Genomic DNA, 21,087 nt, shown 5'->3' with positions numbered 1-21,087 from the left:
AATGTCCCACATTGAGAATAGATGGTATAAGGGCCGCGTCGCCCTGAACGTGCTGGCGAAGGATATCGCGAACGCCAAGGAGATTTTTGAAGCGGCCGAAGGCCATGTGCTTGTCGGCGTCCTGTCGAAGGACTACGCCAGCGTGGAAGAAGCTGTGGCGGCGATGAAGCAGTACGGCGAGGCGATCGACGAGGCGGTGTCGATCGGGCTTGGGGCCGGGGACAACCGCCAGGCCGCAGTGGTGGCGGAAATCGCCAAGCATTACCCCGGAAGCCACATCAATCAGGTTTTCCCGGCGGTCGGCGCGACCCGGGCGAACCTCGGGGCGAAGGACAGCTGGATCAACAGCCTTGTATCGCCATGCGGCCGTCCGGGCTATGTTAACATTTCGACCGGCCCATTCAGCGCGGCGCAGTCCGATCCTGCCATCATTCCTGTAGCGGCAGCGATTGCGCTGGTGCGCGATATGGGCGGGAATGCGCTCAAGTATTTCCCGATGCAGGGGCTTTCGCGCGAGGATGAGTACCGTGAAGTCGTGAAGGCATGTGCTGCTGAAGGCTTTGCCCTGGAGCCGACCGGCGGCATCGACATGGACAATTTCGAAGCGATTCTCCGCATTGCGCTGGAAGGCGGCGTGCCGCAGGTCATTCCGCATGTGTATTCTTCCATCATCGACAAAGATACGGGCAATACCAACATCATGCACGTCCGGACGCTGACCGGAATCATGAAGAAGCTGGCGGACGATTATGCCTAAGCGCATCGCGGCTTTCGGGGAAGTGATGATGCGCCTGACGGTTCCGGGGGTTGAACTGCTGTCCCAGTCCGGGACGCTGCATTACACGTTCTCCGGCACCGGAGTCAACGTGGCTTCCGCACTGTCACGCATGGGCCACGAAGGGATGCTCGTGACCCGCCTGCCGGACAATCCGCTGGGCGATGCGGCGGCAGCTTATCTCCGTAAGCTCGGCATCGACCTCTCCTTTGCCGGCCGCGGCGGAAAGTACCTCGGGATGTACTTTCTCGAGAACGGCTTCGGCGTCCGCCCGAGCCGGGTCACATATACGAACCGGCTGGAGAGCAGCTTTAACACCGCTCCGGAGGGAACGTACGACTTCACCGGCATTGCGGGCCGGGTGGACGCCGTTCACTTCTGCGGGATCGCCCTGGCTATGAACGACGGGGTGCGCGCCCATATGAAGGCGCTCGCCCGGGCGGTGAAACAGCAGGGCGGCACGGTCATATTTGACTGCAACTACCGTCCATCCCTGTGGGGGGAAGACGGATATGACCGGGCAAGGCCGCATTATGAAGAGATGCTCCGCCTGGCGGACGTCGTCCTGATGAACGAGCGGGACGCCATGCTGACGCTTGGCTTCCGTACGGAGAAGGAAACCCGCCGGGAGCAGCTGGAAGAGCTGATTCCGCTTGCCGCGCGGACGTTCGGCATCCGCACGGTTGCCGGGACCCACCGCTTCGTGAACGGCGACAATTCCCATTCGCTGCAAGGATTTATGTTCACCAGCGGACAATTTGCGTATTCGGACCTGCTGACGTTCGCCGTCTATGATAGAATAGGGGCAGGAGATGCTTTTGCCAGCGGAATCATCCATGGCGAGCTGGAAGGCCTGCCGCCGAAGACGACGGTGCGTTATGCGGCGGCCGCCGGCATGCTGGCCCATACGGTGGCGGGCGATACGCCGATGTCCACCGCGCAGGACATTCTCAAGGCGATGACGGCATCCGCAGGTGACGTAGAAAGGTAGTGGAGCTGCTGTGAGCTTATCCCGCAAAGATAGGCCGTTGTACATACAAATCAAGCATATTTTGAAGGAACGGATTTTGCACGGCGTGTACCCCAAAGGCGAAAATATCCCTTCGGAGCCGCAGCTGGAGAAGGAATTTGCGGTCAGCAAAATTACGATCCGGGCCGCCGTTTCGGAGCTGGTCAGCGAGGGCTTTCTGGAGAAGGGCAGCGGCCGGGGAACGAAGGTGATCCGCAATACCTCGGTATCCAAGCTGGCCAAGTGGAAGCATTTCACGGAAGTGCTGGTGGAGGAAGGGCATCAGATCCGGAAGCTGTGGCTTCAGGTCAAGCGCGTGACCAATGACGAATCGTCGGAAGCTTGGCGGCTGCTGGGAGAGACCAGCCTGCTGCTGGAACGGGTGTATTTCCTGGATGACCGGCCGTACATTTATTACACGCATTATGTGACCCCGGATGCCGGCGAGGTGGATATGGACGATCTAAACGCTATGTCCCTGTACGAATGGCTCGAAGGGCGGGATATTCCCCTCGGCAATTTGCGGGATGAGTTTACGGTGGCCGTCCCGCCGGAACATGTGCAGAAGACGCTCGGCCTGGACGGGGGTACCCCGGTCCTCAAAAGGTTGCGTTACTCCTATGACGAGCTGGGCCAGGTGATCGAATACAGCATCGGTTACTATCATACCGGCCTTCAAAATTATGTGGTCACCTACGACAGATAGCGGCATTACGGGCTGTTCTCGAAGCGGATTCATCCGTTTTTCGGAACAGCTTTTTTGCATTTGGTTCATTTTTGGGGGAGCCATCACCGCGTAGAATTTTGACGCCACGCATTTGCAGGTTTATGATATGATCAGTTTGCAGTTGTAAAATTTGGAGCCAAAATTTGCAGAGGAGGGACTTGGATTGGCGAAGCTAAAAGATATTGCCGAACGGGTGGGCGTGTCCATTTCCACCGTATCCCGGGCGATCAGCAATGACACCAGCCGGCCGGTCAGTGAGGAAACGAAGCAGAAGATCCGGGAAGCGGCCCAAGAGCTGGGGTACAAATGGCACGGATCGCAGAAAGGCGCGCCCCAGCAGGTTGTCGAGACCAAGCGGATCGCCTGTATCGTTCCCCAGCATCTGATGGACGATCATCCGTATTTCTCCAAGGTGCTGGCCGGTTTCCATGAAAAGATGGAAGAGATGGGACAGCCGCCGGCGATGGTCCGCACATCGGAGGAAATGTCAGATGCCGAGAGGCTGAAGCAGATGCTGAGGGAAACCGGGGCGCAGGGCGTCGTGGCCATCAGCTGGTATGACGAGGAGCTGTTCGGGCTGATTCAGAAGGAAGGGATCGCCATCCTGGGTGTGAGCCTGAACGACGATAGACTGTCGGTGCCTGTCGTGGACTGCGACCGGATCTTCTCCTCACGGGCGGCCGTGCGCCACTTGATCGAACAGGGACATACGCGGATCGGATTTGTTGGTGGTCCTGCCTATTCCAGGCAGATGGAGAGCGAGGAGCGTTTTGTCGGGTATAAATTCGCCATGCTGGAGGAGGGACTTGCCCTGCGCCAGGACTGGCTGATCAATACGGACTGGAACGTGGACCGCAGCTACAGCGGGGTGAGCGATTTGCTGAGCCGGCTTCCGAAAGCGGAATGGCCGACGGCGATCTTCTGCGCCAGCGACATGCTGGCGATCCCGGCGATGCGGGCCGTTGTGGAGCGTGAAGGCCGGATCCCGCAGGATATCGCTATCGTAGGCATGGACAATATTGATGTCGCCCAATATACAACGCCTCCGTTAACTTCAGTTTCGGTGCCCAAGCACGAAATCGGCCGGGTTGCCGCCAAATCGATTGTCGACTATTTGGACGGGCACTATCCGGCAGGGACCAAGATTTTGCTGTCCTGTTCATTGATCGTCAGAGAGTCGTCCAGTTATAGCAGAAAATGACTTTTTATGTTCGATAATGTTACATAATAATAACGCGTTTTTGTGAGCAGCATCGGCTGGGAGCAGGTTCCGGCGGATGCTTTTTTGCATTTTTAAGCAAAATTTGAGCGGTTTTGAAACCAAAACAATCCAAAATAATGTTTGACATCCCCAAAAAGCTATATTATGATGAGGAAAAATTAAACAACGTTTGGATTGATTTTCATCCTTTTGGAGTGATCGATATCCAAATTTTCCGCGAACCATATGCTATATGATTGCGTTTTCATTTACTTTAAATAAAGGAATTATGAAAATGAGGTCATTCCTCCCTTTAACGATAACTCCCCGGGATATCCCGGTTTTGTCCTATAGATGATTGTTTATATCCAAAATTAATCCAAATAAAATCCGAATTTTTATCCAAAAATAATCCAAACCACTCTATTCCAGTAAGCGACACATCTCCAAACTCAGTTCCCATTGTTGTTATGTCATTTTATATTACATATAAACGGGGCCGTTTGTTTGCGATCCCCAGTCATGACAGGGTTTGCGCTTATCCTATCCTTCATTCGAGGTGATGTCGTATGGCTGACATTCAAGTACAACCCGCCGTGCAGGCGGCAGCCGGCAAAAAACGCAAGGCGTTGAAGTGGAACCGGATCTACCGGAACTGGCAGCTCTATTTGCTGATTTCCCCGGTGATCGCTTATTACATCCTGTTCCAATACGTTCCGATGTACGGCATCCAAATCGCCTTCAAGGACTTTATTGCGACCAAAGGCATTTGGGGCAGCCCATGGGTCGGTTTTGACCACTTTGAGCGTTTCTTTCACAGCTACTTTTTCTGGCGGCTGATGAAAAATACGCTGGGCATCGGCCTGTACAGCCTGGCCGTCGGTTTTCCGATCCCGATCATCCTCGCTCTCCTGATGAACGAGGTAAGGGCCGAGAAATTCAAAAAATTCGTACAGACCGTTACCTACGCGCCGCATTTCCTGTCTACCGTCGTCGTCGTCGGCATGATGATGATTTTTCTGTCGCCGCGCTACGGGATGGTCAACCATGCCATTCAGCTGTTCGGGGGCCAGCCGATCAATTTCATGACCGAGCCCGCCTGGTTCAAATCGCTGTATGTGCTCTCCGACGTATGGCAGACGATGGGCTGGAGCTCGATCATTTATTTGGCCGCCCTGGCCGGGATTGACAACCAGCTGCATGAAGCGGCCCGCGTCGATGGCGCCACCCGGCTCCAGCGGATCTGGCATATCAACATCCCCGGCATTATGCCGACGATCGTCATCCTGCTCATTTTGAACATCGGCAGCATCATGGGCGTCGGGTTTGAGAAGGTGCTGCTGATGCAGAACAATCTGAATCTGGAGTCCTCCGACATCATCGCCACCTATGTGTACCGCAGCGGGATCCAGAATGCCGAATACAGCTTTTCCGCCGCGATCGGTTTGTTCAATTCGGTCATCAACTTCGTGCTGCTGGTCGTCGTGAATCAGATTTCCCGGCGCATCAGCGAGACAAGTCTATGGTAGGGGAGGCATGAGGCATGCTTATCGAATCCAAGGGAGACCGCATTTTTAACGTCATCAACTACGTCGTTCTGATCCTGGTTACGCTGGTGGTGCTGTACCCGCTCGTGTTTGTGCTCAGCGCTTCGTTCAGCGACCCGCAGACGGTGCTGCGCGGCGAAATGCTGCTGTGGCCCAAGGGCATCAACCTGAACTCATACGAGAAAATTTTCCAGAACAAGGACATCATCAGCGGCTTTACCAACACGCTTATTTACACGACGCTGGGGACGGCGATCAATCTCGTCATGACGATTTTGGCGGCCTATCCGTTGTCCCGCCGAGACTTTGTGGGACGAAACGGCATTATGGCGCTGCTGGTGTTCACGATGTTTTTCAGCGGCGGCCTGATCCCTACATACCTGCTGATCAAAAACCTCGGCATGCTGAACACCCTCTGGGTCATGATCATTCCGAACGCCGTCTCCATTTGGAACATCATCATTATGCGGACCTTCTTCCAGCAGTCCATCCCGCATGAGCTGCAGGAGGCGGCGACGATCGACGGCTGCTCCAACATTCAGATTCTGACGCGCATTATACTGCCGCTCTCGATGCCGATCATCGCGGTTACGATCTTGTTTTATGCGGTTGGCCATTGGAACGCGTTTTTTAACGCGCTGCTCTACCTGACGGACAAGGACAAGTTCCCGCTGCAGCTGGTGCTCCGCGAAATTTTGATCCAGGGGCAGACGAACGACATGGTCAAAATGTCGACCGAATCGGCGATCAAGCAGCAGCGCGAGGTGGAAGGCATCAAATACGCCGTGCTGGTGGTGGCCAACATTCCGGTGCTCGTGCTGTACCCTTTTTTGCAGCGTTATTTTGTCAAAGGCGTCATGATCGGAGCCATCAAAGGATAATTCCTTGCATGGATAAATGATGGAATCGTGGTTGGAATCAGAACAAAGGGAGGAATCTTGGATGAAGCTGAAGCAATGGGGGAGTCTGCTGCTGACCTGCGTGCTGACGGTATCGCTGGTGGCGGGCTGCAGCTCGGGGGACAAGGAAGGCGGCGCAGCTGCGGAATCGAAGGGCGGGGGATCGGCCGGGGGACAGGTTAATGAGACCGGGATGCCGATCGTAACCGACAAGCTGACGGTGACCGCTTTTGCCGGCAAGTTTTTCGCCAATGCCGACTGGAACAACATCAAGCTGTGGCAGGAATACGAGAAAATGACCAACATTCACGTCCAGTGGGACACGGTCCAGAAGGATAATCTGGCGGAGAAGCGCAATCTGCTGCTGGCCGGCGGCGATTACCCGGAAATGTTCTACGCTTCCGCGTTTCCCCGGGCCGACCTGCTCAAATACGGCAAACAGGGCGCATTTCTTCCGCTGAACGACCTGATCGACAAATATGCGCCCAACTTTAAAGCGCTGATGGAGAAGTACCCGATCATCGAAAAAGGCATCACGATGCCGGACGGCAACATTTACGGTCTGCCGACGCTGTACGATCCGGAATTCAATTCCGTGCTGTACGGGACGCCATGGGTGAAAAGCGAGTGGCTCACCAAGCTGGGCTTGAAGGAGCCGCAGACGCTGGATGAGTTTTATAACATGCTGAAGGCGTTTAAGGAGAATGATCCGAACGGTAACGGACAGAAGGACGAAATCGCATGGGGTGCGGTCGGAGCGGCTGGCCTGGTCAACTACCTGCGCGGCTCTTTCGGCCTGAACAACCACGGAACGTCAAATATTTATGTCGATACCGATCCAGACAGCGGCAAAGTCCGATTTATCCCGACCGATCCGCGCTACAAAGAGCTGCTGCAGTACGTCAATAAGCTCTACAAGGACGGCCTGCTGGAACAGGACATCATGTCGGTCAAGAGCACCGAAGTCGATGCGAAAGGGATGGAAGGGCTGATCGGGGTAGTGGATAACGTTGACCCGGTGGCGATTTACAACCAGAAGGGCTATGTCGGGCTGCCGGTGCTTAAAGGGCCGCATGGCGACCAAATGTTCAGCGCGACCGGATCGCCGCTCGGCAACATCGGGATGTTTGTACTGACCGATAAAGCGAAAAATCCGGAGGCGTTGATGCGCTGGATGGACTATTTTTACGGCGACGAAGGCATCAAGATGTTCTTCATGGGCTGGAAAGATGAGACCTATAAAGAAAACTCGGACGGCAGCGTGGATTACGTAGACGACATCAAAAACAACCCGAACGGCCTGAATCTGGACCAGGCGGTGGGGCAGTACCTGATTTGGCCAGGCGGTTATTATCCCGGCTTCGTCACTCAGAAGTACTTCAAAGGAGCCGAAGGACTGCCGACGTCCGTGGACAATGCCAAAAAAGCGGAGTCACATGTCGTTCCGCAGGATCAAATCTGGCCGCCGTTCAACTTCACTGCTGAGGAGCAGGCCGACCTGACGGGCATCCAGACGGATATTACGACCTATGTCGACGAAATGCGCGACAAATTCATATCCGGCAACGCCTCCTTTGACGAGTGGGATGCGTACGTGTCCACGCTGCAAAAAATGGGCCTGGACCGCTACATCGCCATCTATCAGTCGGCGGCGGACCGTTATTCCAAATAATTGCAATGTATAGGTTGAACCCAGTTCAATTGTTCAACTTATATAGAGACTTCAAAGGAGCGAACAAGATATGACGCAACTGAAAGCGATTCTGATCGGCGCTGGCGCCCGCGGAGCCGGAGGTTATGCCCCATACGCGCTGGACTATCCGCATGAGCTGGAATTCGTGGCCGTGGCCGAGGCGGACCCGGTGCGGCGGCTCCGTTTTGCCGAGAAGCACGGCATTGAGCCGGAGCAGTGCTACGAATCCTGGGAGCCGCTGCTCGCCGCGGAGCGGATGGCGGACATCGCCGTCATCTGCACGCAGGACCGGATGCATTACGGCCCCACCATGCAGGCATTGAGGCAAAAGTATCATGTCCTGCTGGAAAAGCCGATGTCCCCGGATCCCGGCGAATGCCTGGACATGGAGCAGGCGGCCAGGGATCATGACCGGCTGCTGACGATCTGCCATGTACTGCGGTACACGCCGTTCTGGAGCACGATCAAGCGGGTGATCGACAGCGGGGCGATCGGCGAAATCGCGTCGATCCAGCTGAACGAGAACGTGGGCTACTGGCATATCGCCCACAGCTTCGTCCGCGGCAACTGGAATCACTCGGACAAGGCAAGCCCGATGATTCTGGCCAAATCCTGCCACGACATGGATGTGCTGTCCTGGCTTATGGATAAGCAATGCATGCGGGTGAGCTCGTACGGCTCGCTGATGCACTTCCATGAAGGCCGTGCGCCGGAAGGCTCGGCGGACCGCTGCCTGGACTGTGCCGTCGAGCCGGACTGCCCGTATTCGGCGCCGAGGTTCTACCTCAGCGACCAATACAAAGGCTGGGCTGGACATTTCACGCCGGAGCTGACGAAGGCGAGCATCATCCAGGGCCTGCGCGAGACGGACTACGGCCGCTGCGTCTACCGCAGCGACAACAACGTCGTTGACCACCAGGTGGTCAACATGGAATTTGAAGGCGGAGCTACGGCGATGTTCAGCATGTGCGGCTTTACCTTTGAGCAGGAGCGCCGGATTCAGATCATGGGCACGCGCGGCGAGCTTCGCGGCGAGGAAGGAAAGGTCACCGTCTTCGATTTTCTGACCCATCAGCAGACGGAAATCGCCATCCCGTCCCAGGCGAGCGGCCACGGCGGCGGGGACAGCGGCATCGTCCGCAGCTTCCTCAAGGAAGTCCGCGGCTACAACGGCCAGGAAAGCCTGACGTCGGCAAGCGCATCGGTGCGCAGCCATCTGATGGCGTTTGCGGCAGAGGAATCGCGGCTTCATCAAGGAAAATCAATCGATTTGAATGAATTTGCAAAAGCATGGACGACCAGGAAGCAAACGGCCGAGCAGCCGAAATAGGGCGATGAAGCAAGCGGGCGGAAACAAGACGTCGCTGTCCTGTTTGCCAGTGGAACGGCACGCCCAGAAAACAACTAAACTCCGAATGCCTCGGGTTTAGTTGTTTTTCATTTCCGCTGTTCATCAGCCCGGAAGGTGCTGTGCCCTGAAAAAAATCCAAAATATTTTTGTCCTCGGTGGATGTACAAATCGAATAAAAGGTGATACATTAAAAATTAAATAAATCCTTTAATGACAAGGGATATAACGGATTTTAAATGTCTACTGTGAGAGGACATATGTATATTGAGGAGGGATTGATATGGCAAGTCAGGCGTTGGACTTGTTTCTAAGCACGAACATTGAGGATCTGAAAGCCAAGGGATTGTATAACGTGATTGATACGGTGCAGGGACCGAACGGCCCGGTGATCCAAATTGACGGAAAGTCCTTGATTAACCTTTCCTCCAACAACTACCTGGGTCTCGCCACCGATTCCCGGCTGGTCGACGCGGCGGTGCAGGCAGCCAAGACGCACGGTGCGGGTGCCGGCGCTGTCAGAACGATCAACGGAACGCTGGATTTGCATAACCAGCTGGAGGAGAAGCTGGCCGGGTTCAAGCACACGGAAGCCGTCATCGTGTACCAATCGGGCTTTAACTGCAACATGGCCGCCATTTCTGCGGTAATGGACGCAAACGACGCCATCTTGTCCGATGAGCTGAACCACGCTTCCATTATCGACGGCTGCCGCCTGTCGAAGGCGAAAGTGATCCGCTACAAGCATTCGGACATGGAAGATCTGAGAAGCCAGGCGAAAGCAGCCAAGGAATCCGGCTTGTACAACAAAATTATGGTGATCACGGACGGCGTGTTCTCGATGGACGGCGATATCGCCAAGCTGCCGGAAATCGTAAAGATTGCCGAGGAATTCGACCTCATTACGTATGTTGACGATGCTCACGGCTCCGGCGTTTTGGGCGAAGGAGCGGGAACCGTCAAGCATTTCGGCCTGTCCGACCGGATCGATTTTCAAATCGGTACGTTATCGAAAGCGATTGGCGTTGTAGGAGGCTATGTCGCCGGTTCGAAGCAGCTGATCGAGTGGCTGAAGCTGAGAAGCCGTCCGTTCCTGTTCTCGACCTCCCAGCCTCCGGCGGTCATTGCAGCCTGCATCGCGGCGGTGGACATTCTGATGAACGACAAGGAGCTCATCGACAAGCTGTGGGAGAACGGCCGTTTTCTCAAAGACGGTCTGCGCGCGCTCGGTTATGACATCGGGCACAGCGAAACGCCGATCACCCCTTGCATCATCGGGGACGAAGTGAAGACGCAGCAGTTCAGCAAGCGGCTGATTGAGGAAGGCGTCTATGCAAAATCAATCGTATTCCCTACGGTGCCGAAGGGAACGGGCCGGATTCGCAACATGCCGACAGCCGCTCATACGAAGGAAATGCTGGAGCAGGTCATCGGTGTATACGAAAAGGTCGGCAAAGAAATGAACCTGATCGGGTAAATTTTTAGTGAATTTTCCAAGGAGGAATGACGCGTGAAAAGGATTCTGGTGACAGGGGCGCTTGGGCAAATCGGCTCCGAGCTGGTTGCCAAGCTGCGTGAAATATACGGCAACGACGCGGTCGTTGCGACAGATCTGCGTTCATCCGCCCACGAAATTACCCGGACGGGTCCTTTCGAGCTGCTGGACGTAACCAATGACAAGGCGATGCACGAAATTGCCAAGCGATATCAGGTCGATACGATCATTCATTTGGCGGCGCTGCTGTCGGCAACAGCCGAGGAGAAGCCGCTCCTGGCCTGGAATCTGAACATGGGCGGGCTGATGAATGCGCTGGAGGTGGCCAGAGAGCTGAAATGCCAGTTCTTTACGCCAAGCTCCATCGGGGCGTTCGGGCCGTCGACGCCGAAGGACAACACGCCGCAGGACACGATTCAGCGCCCCAACACGATGTACGGCGTGAACAAGGTGTCCGGTGAGCTGCTGTGCGATTACTATTTCCATAAATATGGGCTCGATACGCGGGGCCTCCGTTTTCCCGGGCTGATTTCCTATGTGACGCCTCCCGGCGGAGGGACGACGGATTATGCGGTGGAGATTTATTATGCGGCCGTCACTCAAGGCAAGTACACGTCTTATATCGCCAAGGGCACCAACATGGATATGATGTACATGCCGGACGCCCTGACCGCCATCATTGATCTGATGGAAGCCGACTCGTCGCGGCTGACGCACCGCAATTCCTTTAACGTGACGGCTATGAGCGTAGATCCCGAAGCGATCGCCGCGGCGATCCGCAAAGAAATCCCAGGCTTCACGCTGGACTACGATGTCGATCCGAAGCGGCAGGCGATTGCAGACAGCTGGCCGCACTCCATCGACGCTTCGGCGGCGAAGGCTGAATGGGGATTCCGGGCGCGTTACGACCTGGATGCCATGACAAAGGATATGCTGGGCCATCTTGGCGGGAGACAACTGCTCCGTAAAGCATGATTCGACGGATACGAACATTTAATGAAGCTGGAAAACTGTAACGGGAAAAAGCTGTACGCTCAAGGAAGGAATGCAATGGGATGCATGGGCCTTGGGAGTGCGGCTTTTTTGGTTTTTTGGCGGAAAAAAAGTAGGGATGATCGCCCTTCCGCAGGCCGTTTTTTCGATATAATGGGTAAGAAAGCGTACAGGCGCAGCCAACACGAAGCTTCACTGCAGTTGCAAGTATATAAGCGCCTAATCACACCTAATCAAAGGAGGCGAAGGCATGATATCATTTCCAAAACCGGATGTGGAGCAGTTTTTTCAGAGCTATGTCATCAGCAGCTTCGGAGTGAGCGCCGACGAGTCGAGGCTTGTGTTCAGCGCCAGCCTGAGCGGGAAATTCAATGTGTGGGCCATGGATTTGAAAGGGGATACATCGTATCCTTACCCGCTGACGTACAACGATCAAATGGCCAGCTTCGTTAAGCCAGACCCGGAGGGAAGGCATCTGCTGACGGCGTTTGACCGCGACGGCGACGAAAACTACCAATTCCATGCGCTGAAGTGGAACGGCGGACAGCCGCTGCCGCTGTTTCCTGAGAGTTTACCGGATGAAAAGCATTACTTTGTCCATCTGTCCGAAGATGGCAACCGCCTGTATTACAGCACCTCCCGGGATAACCCGATGTTTCTGAATTCCCGAGTGTACCGACTGGATACGGGAGAGGACCGGCTGCTTCTGCAGGGCGAAGAAACGACGACCAGTCTTACGGCCGTCAGCCCGGATGAGCAGACCTTCGCATACACCAAGAGCTACGCCAATACATACAACGTCAGTTATTTACGCCGGGTAGGGGACAAGGCGGATCAGTGCCTGACGCCGGATCCCGGGCGGGTCCATAATGCCGGTGAGGTTCATTTTCTAAATGATGGGGAGGTGGTCTTTGCCACCGACTATGATGCGGAATTTGCTTATTTGGCTTCCTTCGATCTGGCAACCGGCACGTTTGAACAACGGCTGCACATCGAGCGGGAAAGTGTGGAGCTGATCCGTCTGCACCGGGAATCGCGGACGGCGTATCTGGTGACGGACCGCGGGGTCGAGGACCGGCTGTACGCGTATGCGCTGGACACCGGCGAGCTGACGCCGATTCCGCTGCCCGCCGATATCGTGCACCAGCTGACCGTAACCCGGTCAGGGAACCTGTACGTGCTTGCGCGAGGCGCTGTCAAGCCGCTGAATGTGTACCGTTACGCGGACGGACAGTGGACGATGCTGACGAAAAACGTGCTGACGGGACTGACCGAGGAGGATTTGTCCGCGCCCGAAGTGGTGTCCTATTCCTCTTTTGACGGGATGAAGATCGAGGCGCTCTTGTACCGGGCGAAGGCGGATACGGCCAACGGGTATACGGTATTCTGGCCGCACGGCGGGCCGCAGGCCGCGGAGCGCAAGCAGTTCCGGTCGATGTTCCAATATATTATCGCGCAGGGCTACAACATTTTCTGCCCGAACTTCCGCGGCAGCACAGGCTATGGCAGCTCATTTGTGAAGCTGGTGGAGCAGGACTGGGGCGAAGGGCCGCGCAAGGACTGCCTGGCAGGGATGGAGTGGCTGTTCGAGCAAGGCATTTCCTCAAGGGATAAGCTGTTCGTGGTCGGCGGCAGCTACGGCGGATATATGACCCTGCTCTTGGCCGGTCGCAATCCCGAGTATTTCCGGGCGGCCGTGGATATTTTCGGCGTAAGCAATCTGTTTACGTTCTACCATTCCGTGCCGGACCACTGGAAGTCGATCATGGAGCGCTGGCTCGGCGATCCGGAACGCGACCGCGAACGGTTCGTCAAGGATTCGCCGATAACGTATCTGGATCAGATGGTCAACCCGATGCTGATCATTCAAGGGGCCAACGATCCGCGGGTGGTCAAGGCGGAGTCCGACCAGATCGTGGAAGCGCTGCAGGCCAAGGGCCGCGACGTTGAGTATATTGTGTTCGAGGACGAGGGTCATGGCATGACCAAAAAGGCCAACGAAAAAATCGCATACACCCGCATGGTGGAGTTCATGAACCGCTGCCAGTAACGAGTGGAGGGGGCTTATGTAAGCCTGCGCGAATGCGGCGATTTCATTCAACTTAGGGCCGGCCGTGAAGCCGGGAGAGGAGACAGAGGAATGTCGGAACGAACAGAACATGCTGGCAGGGAAGAGCGGCTGTATTGGCTTCATCATTTGGAACGCTGGGCGCGTCCGGTGCTGGCGCGGCTTGCGGAGGGAAGGCTGCGCGCAGAGATGCCGGTGGAGAGCAGCGGGGATGGCCGAGAGGCTTACACCCATCTGGAGGCCTTTGGCCGCCTGCTGGACGGCATCGCCCCTTGGCTCGGAGCCGAGGGTGGAAGCGCGGAGGAGCAGCGGCTGCGCACAGAGCTGCTGGGGCTGACGCATCAAGCGCTGGAGCAGGCCAGCGACCCGGCCTCCCCGGACGTGCTGAATTTTGGCGAAGGGCATCAGCCCATCGTGGACACGGCCTTCCTGTGCCAAGCTTTTCTCCGTGCGCCCCATGTTTTATGGGATCCGTTAACGGACGAGCAAAAGCAGAGATGGCTATCCACCTGGAAGCTGACCCGCACGCGCAAGCCGTTCTTCAACAACTGGCTGCTGTTCTCGGCGGTCATCGAGACGGCTCTGGCCCGGTTTGGCGACCGGGACTGGGATCCGATGCGGATCGATTACGCCTTGAAGCAGCTGGAACAGTGGTACGCCGGTGACGGAGTGTACGGCGACGGGCCGGCGTACCACGCCGACTACTACAACAGCTTTGTCATCCACCCGATGCTGCTGGACGTGCTGGATCACGCCGGCGCGCTGCAGCCGGACTGGGAGGCGCACAAGGGACTTGCGCTCGTCCGGGCGCAGCGTTACGCGGAGCAGCTGGAGCGCATGATCGCCCCGGACGGCAGCTTTCCGGTGGTCGGCCGGTCCATCAGCTACCGGACGGGCGCCTTCCATCTGCTGGCCCAATTGGCCTGGCAGCAGCGACTGCCGGAAGGGCTGGACGCGGCGCAGGTGCGCGGCGCGCTGACGGCCGTTATGAAGCGCTGCTTCGAGCCGGCCGGAACGTACGACGCCGAAGGCTGGCTGCGCATTGGCCTCAGCGGTCATCAGCCGGAGCTGGGCGAGGGTTACATTTCTACGGGCAGCTTGTATCTATGCGCGACCGTCCTGCTGCCTCTCGCGCTGCCGGAGAACGATCCGTTCTGGCAGGGCGAAGCCGAGTGGACGTCCAAGCGGATTTGGAGCGGCGGGCATGGCCGAATCGACCATGCGCTTGGACATTAAGCACGGGATCACGGAACTGTGGGTGTCACAAACCAAGAGGCTGTCCCCCAGGCTACTTCGGCCTGGCGGGGACAGCCTCTTGTCCGTCATCGTACCATGGGTTCAGGTGCACCATGACGTCGGCCACCTGCTTCATGCGCTCCATGATCGTTTTTTTCACTTCCCGGCTGACGTCATGCCCTTCCTGTACGGTGAGATGGTTGGGAACGCTGACCTTGACGTCGACGATGATGGCGTTGCCGAGCTCCCGGGCTCGAATGCTGTCGACGCGTTTCACGTTGGGAACGGAGTAGATGATCGAGCTCAGCATGGCGAGCTGCTCGTTCGTGATGTTTTTGTCCATCAGAATGTCGACGGACTCCCGTCCCATTTTGTACCCGAGCCGGATCACCAGGTACGATACGATAATCCCGGCCACCGGGTCGCCGTATTCCGTATAGGGGATATGATAGGCTTCGCCAATCAGCGAAATGCCGATCCCGATGGACGCGGCTGCGGAAGCGTAGACGTCCGCGATATGGTCGTAGGCCGTGGCGATCAGGCTGCGGCTGTTCTCGGCCTTGCCGATCCGGATGCAGTACATGTACAGGATCTGCTTCCAGATCAGGGAAACCAGCGCGGCCGCAAGCGCGATCCAGCTGGCTTCAGCTGGAGGAACGAACAGCGATTCGATTGATTTATACACCATCAGCAGCGCCGCCATGACGAGAATGATCGCCACGATGCCCGATGCGATCGCTTCGGCTTTCCCATGCCCGTAGGGATGATCTTCATCCGCCGGCTTGCGGGATACCATGGCCGAGGTAAGTGCCGCGATCGTCGCCACGACATCGCCTGCATTATGAATCCCGTCGGCTACGAGAACCTTACTGCCGAATAACAGCCCGACGATGATTTTGAGAAGGGTCAGCAAGACGTTGCTGATGAGGCTGACCCATACCGCCAATATTGATTTGCTGGCCACGGACTCCAGTCTCCTCGCTCCATTCTTAGGTTTATTTCTTTTTATATAACCAAAAATAAACATTTCTTATTACGCCAAAACATGCCTCGCGGACAAAGATAACCCCCGCATGACACGACAATATCGCGCCTCGGGAGTCCTCCGAGTTAAAAGTATTCGGAAAAAGGTGGAATCGTATACATCATATTCCCACTTTCCGGTTCAAGCGACAGAACAAAAGCCTCCCGTGACATTTGTCTTCCCCGCAAAAAATGAGGTGCAGGAGGCTGACAAAGAACAGGAGGCTTATGCCGGTTATGAGGCCTAAATTGACGGTGCTTGGTTGATGAAACAGAAGCTTTCCGGTACAAGGCTGGATCGTCTAACTGCGGAGGCTATTTAAACGGAAGTTTAAAGGATTTCCTGTAGAGCGGATACAGCCACTTCACACCGCTTGGTGTCATCGAATCGGCGATCAGATGGGACAAGTACCCGGCGGTGGATACGAGCATGATCCCTTCCAGATTGAGGTATGCCTCCAGTCCGGAACTGATCCATGCCCAGAGCCAAACCGCCCAGACGGTATGGGTCATGCCGCGGTGTTTGAGCCAAGGGGCGATACCCACAAATGCACCCAGTCCGGACATCCAGACCATGGCGTTATGTATTCCGGCGTAAATCAATATGCAGCCAATCAGGCTGACGAGCACGTTACGAATCATGCCGTCTTTAATGATCAGTCCGAGCAGAAACAGGACGAGCGCCAAGATGGAATATTCGAGATAAAAGCTCCCCTTAGCGATATACAGGTACCCCAGGACGATCACGAGCAGCAGCCCGGACCAGTACAGCCATTCTCTGAGCCATTTCGAGAACCGGCCGAGGGTAGAACTGAGCATGCTGGGGCCGTCGAGGTCTGCGCTGAGCGCTGATAAGGCGGAAACCGCGATGTACATCGCTGCATGCTTCAGCGTAAACGGATAATGGGCTGCGGCGGCAGCACCGATCACTACGCCTATAGCGAGATGTGTCGAACCCTTCATTTCTCCTCCTCTGACTGACATCAGGATGATTGCAGGCAAACATATGTTTGCTATTGTATTATACACGTTTTGGTGTCACGTGTATATGCCTGTCAGAGAGGATAGGACTAAAGTTCGTGTAACCATCAGGTCCGTTAATCAGCCGGATTGGCTGTATCCGAATTTTCGTCCGCCGCGGCTGCCTCTGTCCGTCCAAGCAAATAATCTATGGAGACTTGAAAATAATCAGCCAGTTTCGACAGCGTATCAAAATCCGGTTTCCTGCGGTTCTTCTCATAGTGGGACAAGGCCGCCCGGCTGATCCCAAGGGTTATGGACAATGCCTCTTGAGTCAATTTCCTCTGCTCCCTAAGCTCTGATATTCGGTTGCCGTAATTCATTTCTTTCCCCCCTTGGATACCCGGGTATGCGTGAGCAATTGGACCTGCTAAATAACGCTTGACATGATACAAAATGTATCGTAAATTAACAGTGTCGTCAATAGTGCAAGCTGTTTTTGAACCGATTTACCCAAAAAAACAGGTTCATTCTCCTCTTGGAAAGTCAATCTTTATTCATAGATTAAGCCAATATCAGGAATAAAGACGCAATTCGTCACCATCGGTTACACCAGGAAGCCGGAACCAGTGCATATTCTGTCGAGCTTCCGTATTTAATGATACATAATGTTTCATTGATTTTCAAAAATCAAAGGGATGGATGCTGATACGTATGATCGATACACACTGCCATATCCTGCCGGCTGTGGACGACGGGCCGAAAACGATCGATGGAGCACTTCGCTTGGCTGCGGCTGCAGTGGAAGAAGGGATTACGACGATCATCGCCACCCCGCACCACCGAGAGAGACATTATTTGAACTCCGCCAAAAAAATCAACCGCCGCGTGAAGCTGTTTAACGCCAGGCTCAAACGCGCCGGGATCCCCCTGAAGGTGCTCCCTGGACAGGAGTACCACCTTACCGAACGTTATCCCACCGAATTCCGGCGCGGCCGGATCCAGACGCTTGCCGGCAGCCGCTATTTACTCGTAGAGCTTCCCTCCCGCAAGGTACCCGGGTATTTTACAGATTTTCTTGCCTTCATGAAGCGGGCCGATCTTCGGGTCGTCATTGCCCATCCGGAACGGAATTTGGGGATTATCGATCAGCCCGATCAAGTGGCGGGATGGATTCGGGACTTCGGCGTCCTGCTGCAGGTAACGACCCAATCTCTTGCCGGATTTTTTGGGGAATCGGTACAGAGCACAGCTGCTTACTTGTGCAAACACCGGTTGGTCCATTTGATAGGAACGGATGCGCACAACACGGTCCGGCGGAAATTTTACGCACAGGAAGGGCTTGGCATCATCGACAAGCTGTGTGGAGCAGGCTTTCGGAGGAGCCTGGAGGAACATGCGGTGCAGCTCATCAGCGGAAAGGAGATCGGAACGTTTCATCAGCCCACCGTCTAGAGCGGAGGCAACCATTCGATGAAATTGGGGGGAAGGATTATGGAATTCAAGCTGCTGCTGCAAATGTTAAGAAAGCGTCTTTGGCTGATCGTATTGGTGGTCGTTTTGTGCTCGGCCGGCACCGGTGCCTACAGCATCTATGTCATGAAGCCGGTTTATGAAGCAAGCAGCACGATGATCGTCAATAAGTCCAATTTGGACAGCGAGGGAAAACCGACGCTCGATATTAATGAAATCAATTCTAACATTATGCTGATCAACTCCTATAAGGTCATTATCAGCTCCGCTTCCATCATGGAGAAGGTCGTCGCCCAGTACCCGGGTCTGCATGAGACCGCGCAGGACTTGATGGACCGGGTCGAAGTCGTGACGACCCAAAACTCGCAAATCATCGAATTGAAAATCCGCGATGCCTCCTACCAGCATGCCAAAGAGATCGTAAACGCCGTATCGCTCGTGTTCAAGCATGAAATCCCCCAAATCATGAAAGTGGACAATATTTCGATTCTGGACAGCACCTTGTCAACGAGTGCTCCCGACCCGGTCAGCCCGAATGTTGTCCTTAACATCGCCATCGCTTTTGCCGCATCGTTCATGATCATCGTTGGCGTAGTACTGTTTATCGAGTACTTGGATGACACGATCAAGTCCGATGAGGACGTCGAGCGGTATCTTGAGCTCACAACCCTGGGCGCGATCCGGAAAATGAAAAAGCGGGACTTGCGAACGCGGGCGACTGCCCGATCCAAACAACAGGCAGGTGAAAAGTATGCGTCAGTCAGCCAATAGAAACAAGCTGATCATGAACGTCAACCGCAGGTCGTCGATCTCGGAAGGGTACCGCAACATTCGGACCAACATCCAGTTTTCCGGCTGGAATCAAAAGCTGCAGGTACTTGCCGTGACCTCGACCCAGGCGGGGGAAGGGAAATCGACGACGATCAGTAATCTGGCGGTGGCCTATGCCCAGGAAGGAAAAAACGTGCTGCTGATCGACGCCGATCTGAGGCACCCGTCGCTGCAGAGCATTTTTAACGTGTCGAACCGGCTTGGACTCTCGAATCTTCTCGCCGAACAATGCGCGTTCGGTGATGTCGTACAGACGACCGTGGTGGAGAACCTGTCGCTGGTCACCGCCGGACCGGTTCCTCCGAATCCGACGGAGCTGTTATCTTCGGACCGGCTGCAGGAAGTGATCGACGGCTGGAAGCCCGTATACGACATCATCCTCATCGACACATCACCGGTGATGGCTGTTGCCGACGGCTTGATCGTCTCCTCCGTGTGCGACGGGGTGATCCTCGTCGTTCTATCGGGCAAGGTCAAGCGGGAGTACATTCAGAAAACGAAAGAGAAGCTGGAGCTGGCGAAGGCAACGATTCTCGGCGTCGTTCTGAATCAGAAAAAATACAGCAAGTCCGAGGCGAACCAGTATCGTTATTACGGCCATCAATAGTCTCGCGGGTATCAAGGAAACCACGTGTTAATGAAGCATGTCTTTACAGGTCATGTCTACTGTACCTTTATCACGGGTAGGCACTCGATCATGCTGTGGGTATTCGGATACCTTAGACGTTTATCGTCGAGAGTGTGATGTGAGGTCGGGTTCAATGCCCGAGTAACGCTCATGCTTCGGATGGAAGCATGAGCTATGCTGCCTGCAGGCGGTATAGCTCATCCTTTCATCCTGATAAACAGAAGAAAACATAAAACCGAAGGATACAACATTATGAAGTTGGGGGTTTATTCAAGTGAAAAAAGTGAAAAAGGCCATTATCCCGGCTGCCGGACTCGGTACCCGTTTCCTGCCGGCAACCAAAGCGATGCCCAAAGAAATGCTGCCTATCGTCGACAAGCCGACCATTCAATACATTGTAGAGGAAGCGATCGAGGCGGGAATCGAGGATATCATTATAGTCACCGGAAAGGGAAAACGGTCGATTGAGGATCATTTCGATTACTCCTTCGAGCTGGAGCTCAGCCTGCTGGAAAAAGGGAAGCTGGACGTGCTTGAGATGGTTCGGCGTTCGTCAGCCGTAGAGATCCATTATATTCGTCAAAAGGAAGCCAAAGGCCTCGGTCATGCCATATGGTGCGCGCGGAATTTTATCGGTGACGAGCCCTTCGCCGTGCTTCTCGGTGATGACATCGTCCGCGCGGAAGCGCCCTGCATCGGACAGCTCGTCCGCCAGTACGAAAAGCACGGCTGCTCTGTCGTCGGCGTCGGGCAGGTCCCTTCCGAGCACACCTCGCGGTACGGCATCATCGACCCGAGTGCGATTCACGACACGGACAAACGGACCTTTGAGCTGCGGAAAGTGGTGGAAAAGCCCGCTCCGGGAGAGGCGCCGTCGAATTTGGCCATTATGGGCCGTTATGTGCTCACTCCGGAAATATTCAGCCTGCTGGAACACCAGGAAGCCGGGTATGGCGGAGAGATCCAGCTTACAGATGCCATCCAGCAGCTGATCGTCAAGCATCGCTGTCTTGCCTATGAATTCGAAGGGGAGCGCTTCGACGTCGGCGAGAAGCTCGGGTACATTCTGACCACCATTCAGTTTGCGCTTCGCAAGGGAGAACTTCGGACGCCACTTTTAAGGGAACTGGACCGGATTCTGCAAATCGAGAACGTGGAACCGAAGATTTGACCGGGATCAG

The 21,087-nt window shown here is 55.3% G+C and carries 18 protein-coding genes and 1 pseudogene; 16 read left to right on the top strand and 3 right to left on the bottom strand.

All coding sequences use genetic code 11. The annotated features are described in order from the left end of the window. Position 1: 1 nt before the first annotated feature. The 12 genes from dagF (at position 2) to K2F33_RS29675 (ending at position 14,991) form a co-directional block, all read left to right on the top strand. Positions 2–757 carry a 2-dehydro-3-deoxy-phosphogluconate aldolase gene (dagF, locus tag K2F33_RS29730; protein WP_212983141.1) on the top strand — a complete coding sequence of 252 codons (756 nt, stop codon included), beginning with the start codon at positions 2–4 and terminating at the stop codon, positions 755–757. Further along, a complete protein-coding gene (locus K2F33_RS29725) occupies positions 750–1,766 on the top strand; it encodes a sugar kinase (protein ID WP_212983142.1) in 1,017 nt (338 codons plus the stop codon). Before dagF ends, K2F33_RS29725 begins: the two co-directional genes overlap by 8 nt. 10 nt (positions 1,767–1,776) lie before the next feature. After that, positions 1,777–2,490, top strand: coding sequence for a GntR family transcriptional regulator (locus K2F33_RS29720; RefSeq protein WP_076168559.1), 714 nt, complete (start codon positions 1,777–1,779; stop codon positions 2,488–2,490). A 184-nt stretch (positions 2,491–2,674) separates the two neighbouring features. Next, the gene (locus K2F33_RS29715) at positions 2,675–3,712 is read left to right on the top strand and encodes a LacI family DNA-binding transcriptional regulator (RefSeq protein WP_089546440.1); all 1,038 of its coding nucleotides are present in this window, start codon (positions 2,675–2,677) and stop codon (positions 3,710–3,712) included. Positions 3,713–4,281: 569 nt separating this feature from the next. Next, the gene (locus K2F33_RS29710) at positions 4,282–5,241 is read left to right on the top strand and encodes an ABC transporter permease (RefSeq protein WP_076168555.1); all 960 of its coding nucleotides are present in this window, start codon (positions 4,282–4,284) and stop codon (positions 5,239–5,241) included. 14 nt (positions 5,242–5,255) lie between these two features. Further along, complete coding sequence (locus K2F33_RS29705) at positions 5,256–6,140, top strand: carbohydrate ABC transporter permease (RefSeq protein ID WP_076168553.1); 885 nt, start codon at positions 5,256–5,258, stop codon at positions 6,138–6,140. A 61-nt stretch (positions 6,141–6,201) separates the two neighbouring features. Beyond that, complete coding sequence (locus K2F33_RS29700) at positions 6,202–7,830, top strand: extracellular solute-binding protein (RefSeq protein ID WP_263880324.1); 1,629 nt, start codon at positions 6,202–6,204, stop codon at positions 7,828–7,830. A 70-nt stretch (positions 7,831–7,900) separates the two neighbouring features. Further along, positions 7,901–9,181, top strand: coding sequence for a Gfo/Idh/MocA family protein (locus tag K2F33_RS29695; RefSeq protein ID WP_076168548.1), 1,281 nt, complete (start codon positions 7,901–7,903; stop codon positions 9,179–9,181). A gap of 301 nt (positions 9,182–9,482) precedes the next feature. Beyond that, positions 9,483–10,676 (top strand): glycine C-acetyltransferase, encoded by a 1,194-nt coding sequence (locus K2F33_RS29690; protein ID WP_105443752.1) that lies wholly within the window; start codon positions 9,483–9,485, stop codon positions 10,674–10,676. 33 nt (positions 10,677–10,709) lie between these two features. Then, the gene (locus tag K2F33_RS29685) at positions 10,710–11,669 is read left to right on the top strand and encodes an L-threonine 3-dehydrogenase (RefSeq protein ID WP_089546446.1); all 960 of its coding nucleotides are present in this window, start codon (positions 10,710–10,712) and stop codon (positions 11,667–11,669) included. 268 nt (positions 11,670–11,937) lie between these two features. Next, positions 11,938–13,737: a S9 family peptidase gene (locus K2F33_RS29680; RefSeq protein ID WP_263880323.1), complete on the top strand. Its 1,800-nt coding sequence runs from the start codon at positions 11,938–11,940 to the stop codon at positions 13,735–13,737. 90 nt (positions 13,738–13,827) lie between these two features. Continuing rightward, positions 13,828–14,991: a DUF2264 domain-containing protein gene (locus K2F33_RS29675; protein WP_263880322.1), complete on the top strand. Its 1,164-nt coding sequence runs from the start codon at positions 13,828–13,830 to the stop codon at positions 14,989–14,991. 52 nt (positions 14,992–15,043) lie between these two features. Here the strand turns inward: K2F33_RS29675 and K2F33_RS29670 are convergent, their stop codons facing one another. The 3 genes and pseudogenes from K2F33_RS29670 to K2F33_RS29660 form a co-directional block, all read right to left on the bottom strand. Further along, positions 15,044–15,964 carry a cation diffusion facilitator family transporter gene (locus tag K2F33_RS29670; protein WP_076169574.1) on the bottom strand — a complete coding sequence of 307 codons (921 nt, stop codon included), beginning with the start codon at positions 15,962–15,964 and terminating at the stop codon, positions 15,044–15,046. Positions 15,965–16,329: 365 nt separating this feature from the next. Further along, positions 16,330–16,977 (bottom strand): metal-dependent hydrolase, encoded by a 648-nt coding sequence (locus K2F33_RS29665; protein WP_076168532.1) that lies wholly within the window; start codon positions 16,975–16,977, stop codon positions 16,330–16,332. Positions 16,978–17,153: 176 nt separating this feature from the next. Beyond that, positions 17,154–17,357 (bottom strand): annotated as a pseudogene (locus tag K2F33_RS29660) (helix-turn-helix domain-containing protein); the annotation flags it as partial. A gap of 331 nt (positions 17,358–17,688) precedes the next feature. On the opposite strand from K2F33_RS29660, the gene K2F33_RS29655 reads away from it, so the two are divergent. The 4 genes from K2F33_RS29655 to galU all read left to right on the top strand — a co-directional run bounded on the left by K2F33_RS29655 (position 17,689) and on the right by galU (position 21,077). Continuing rightward, positions 17,689–18,429, top strand: coding sequence for a tyrosine-protein phosphatase (locus tag K2F33_RS29655; RefSeq protein WP_076168530.1), 741 nt, complete (start codon positions 17,689–17,691; stop codon positions 18,427–18,429). Between the two features lie 39 nt (positions 18,430–18,468). Then, positions 18,469–19,218: a YveK family protein gene (locus K2F33_RS29650; RefSeq protein WP_186320112.1), complete on the top strand. Its 750-nt coding sequence runs from the start codon at positions 18,469–18,471 to the stop codon at positions 19,216–19,218. Further along, positions 19,199–19,885 carry a CpsD/CapB family tyrosine-protein kinase gene (locus K2F33_RS29645; RefSeq protein WP_263880321.1) on the top strand — a complete coding sequence of 229 codons (687 nt, stop codon included), beginning with the start codon at positions 19,199–19,201 and terminating at the stop codon, positions 19,883–19,885. Before K2F33_RS29650 ends, K2F33_RS29645 begins: the two co-directional genes overlap by 20 nt. 295 nt (positions 19,886–20,180) lie before the next feature. Beyond that, a complete protein-coding gene (gene galU / locus K2F33_RS29640) occupies positions 20,181–21,077 on the top strand; it encodes a UTP--glucose-1-phosphate uridylyltransferase GalU (RefSeq protein WP_263880320.1) in 897 nt (298 codons plus the stop codon). Positions 21,078–21,087 lie beyond the last annotated feature (10 nt).

Source organism: Paenibacillus sp. PSB04, assembly GCF_025809195.1.
GTDB lineage: Bacteria > Bacillota > Bacilli > Paenibacillales > Paenibacillaceae > Paenibacillus_AQ > Paenibacillus_AQ favisporus.
Note: the sequence above shows the minus strand (reverse complement) of the source record. Positions and strands in the feature narration are given on the sequence as shown.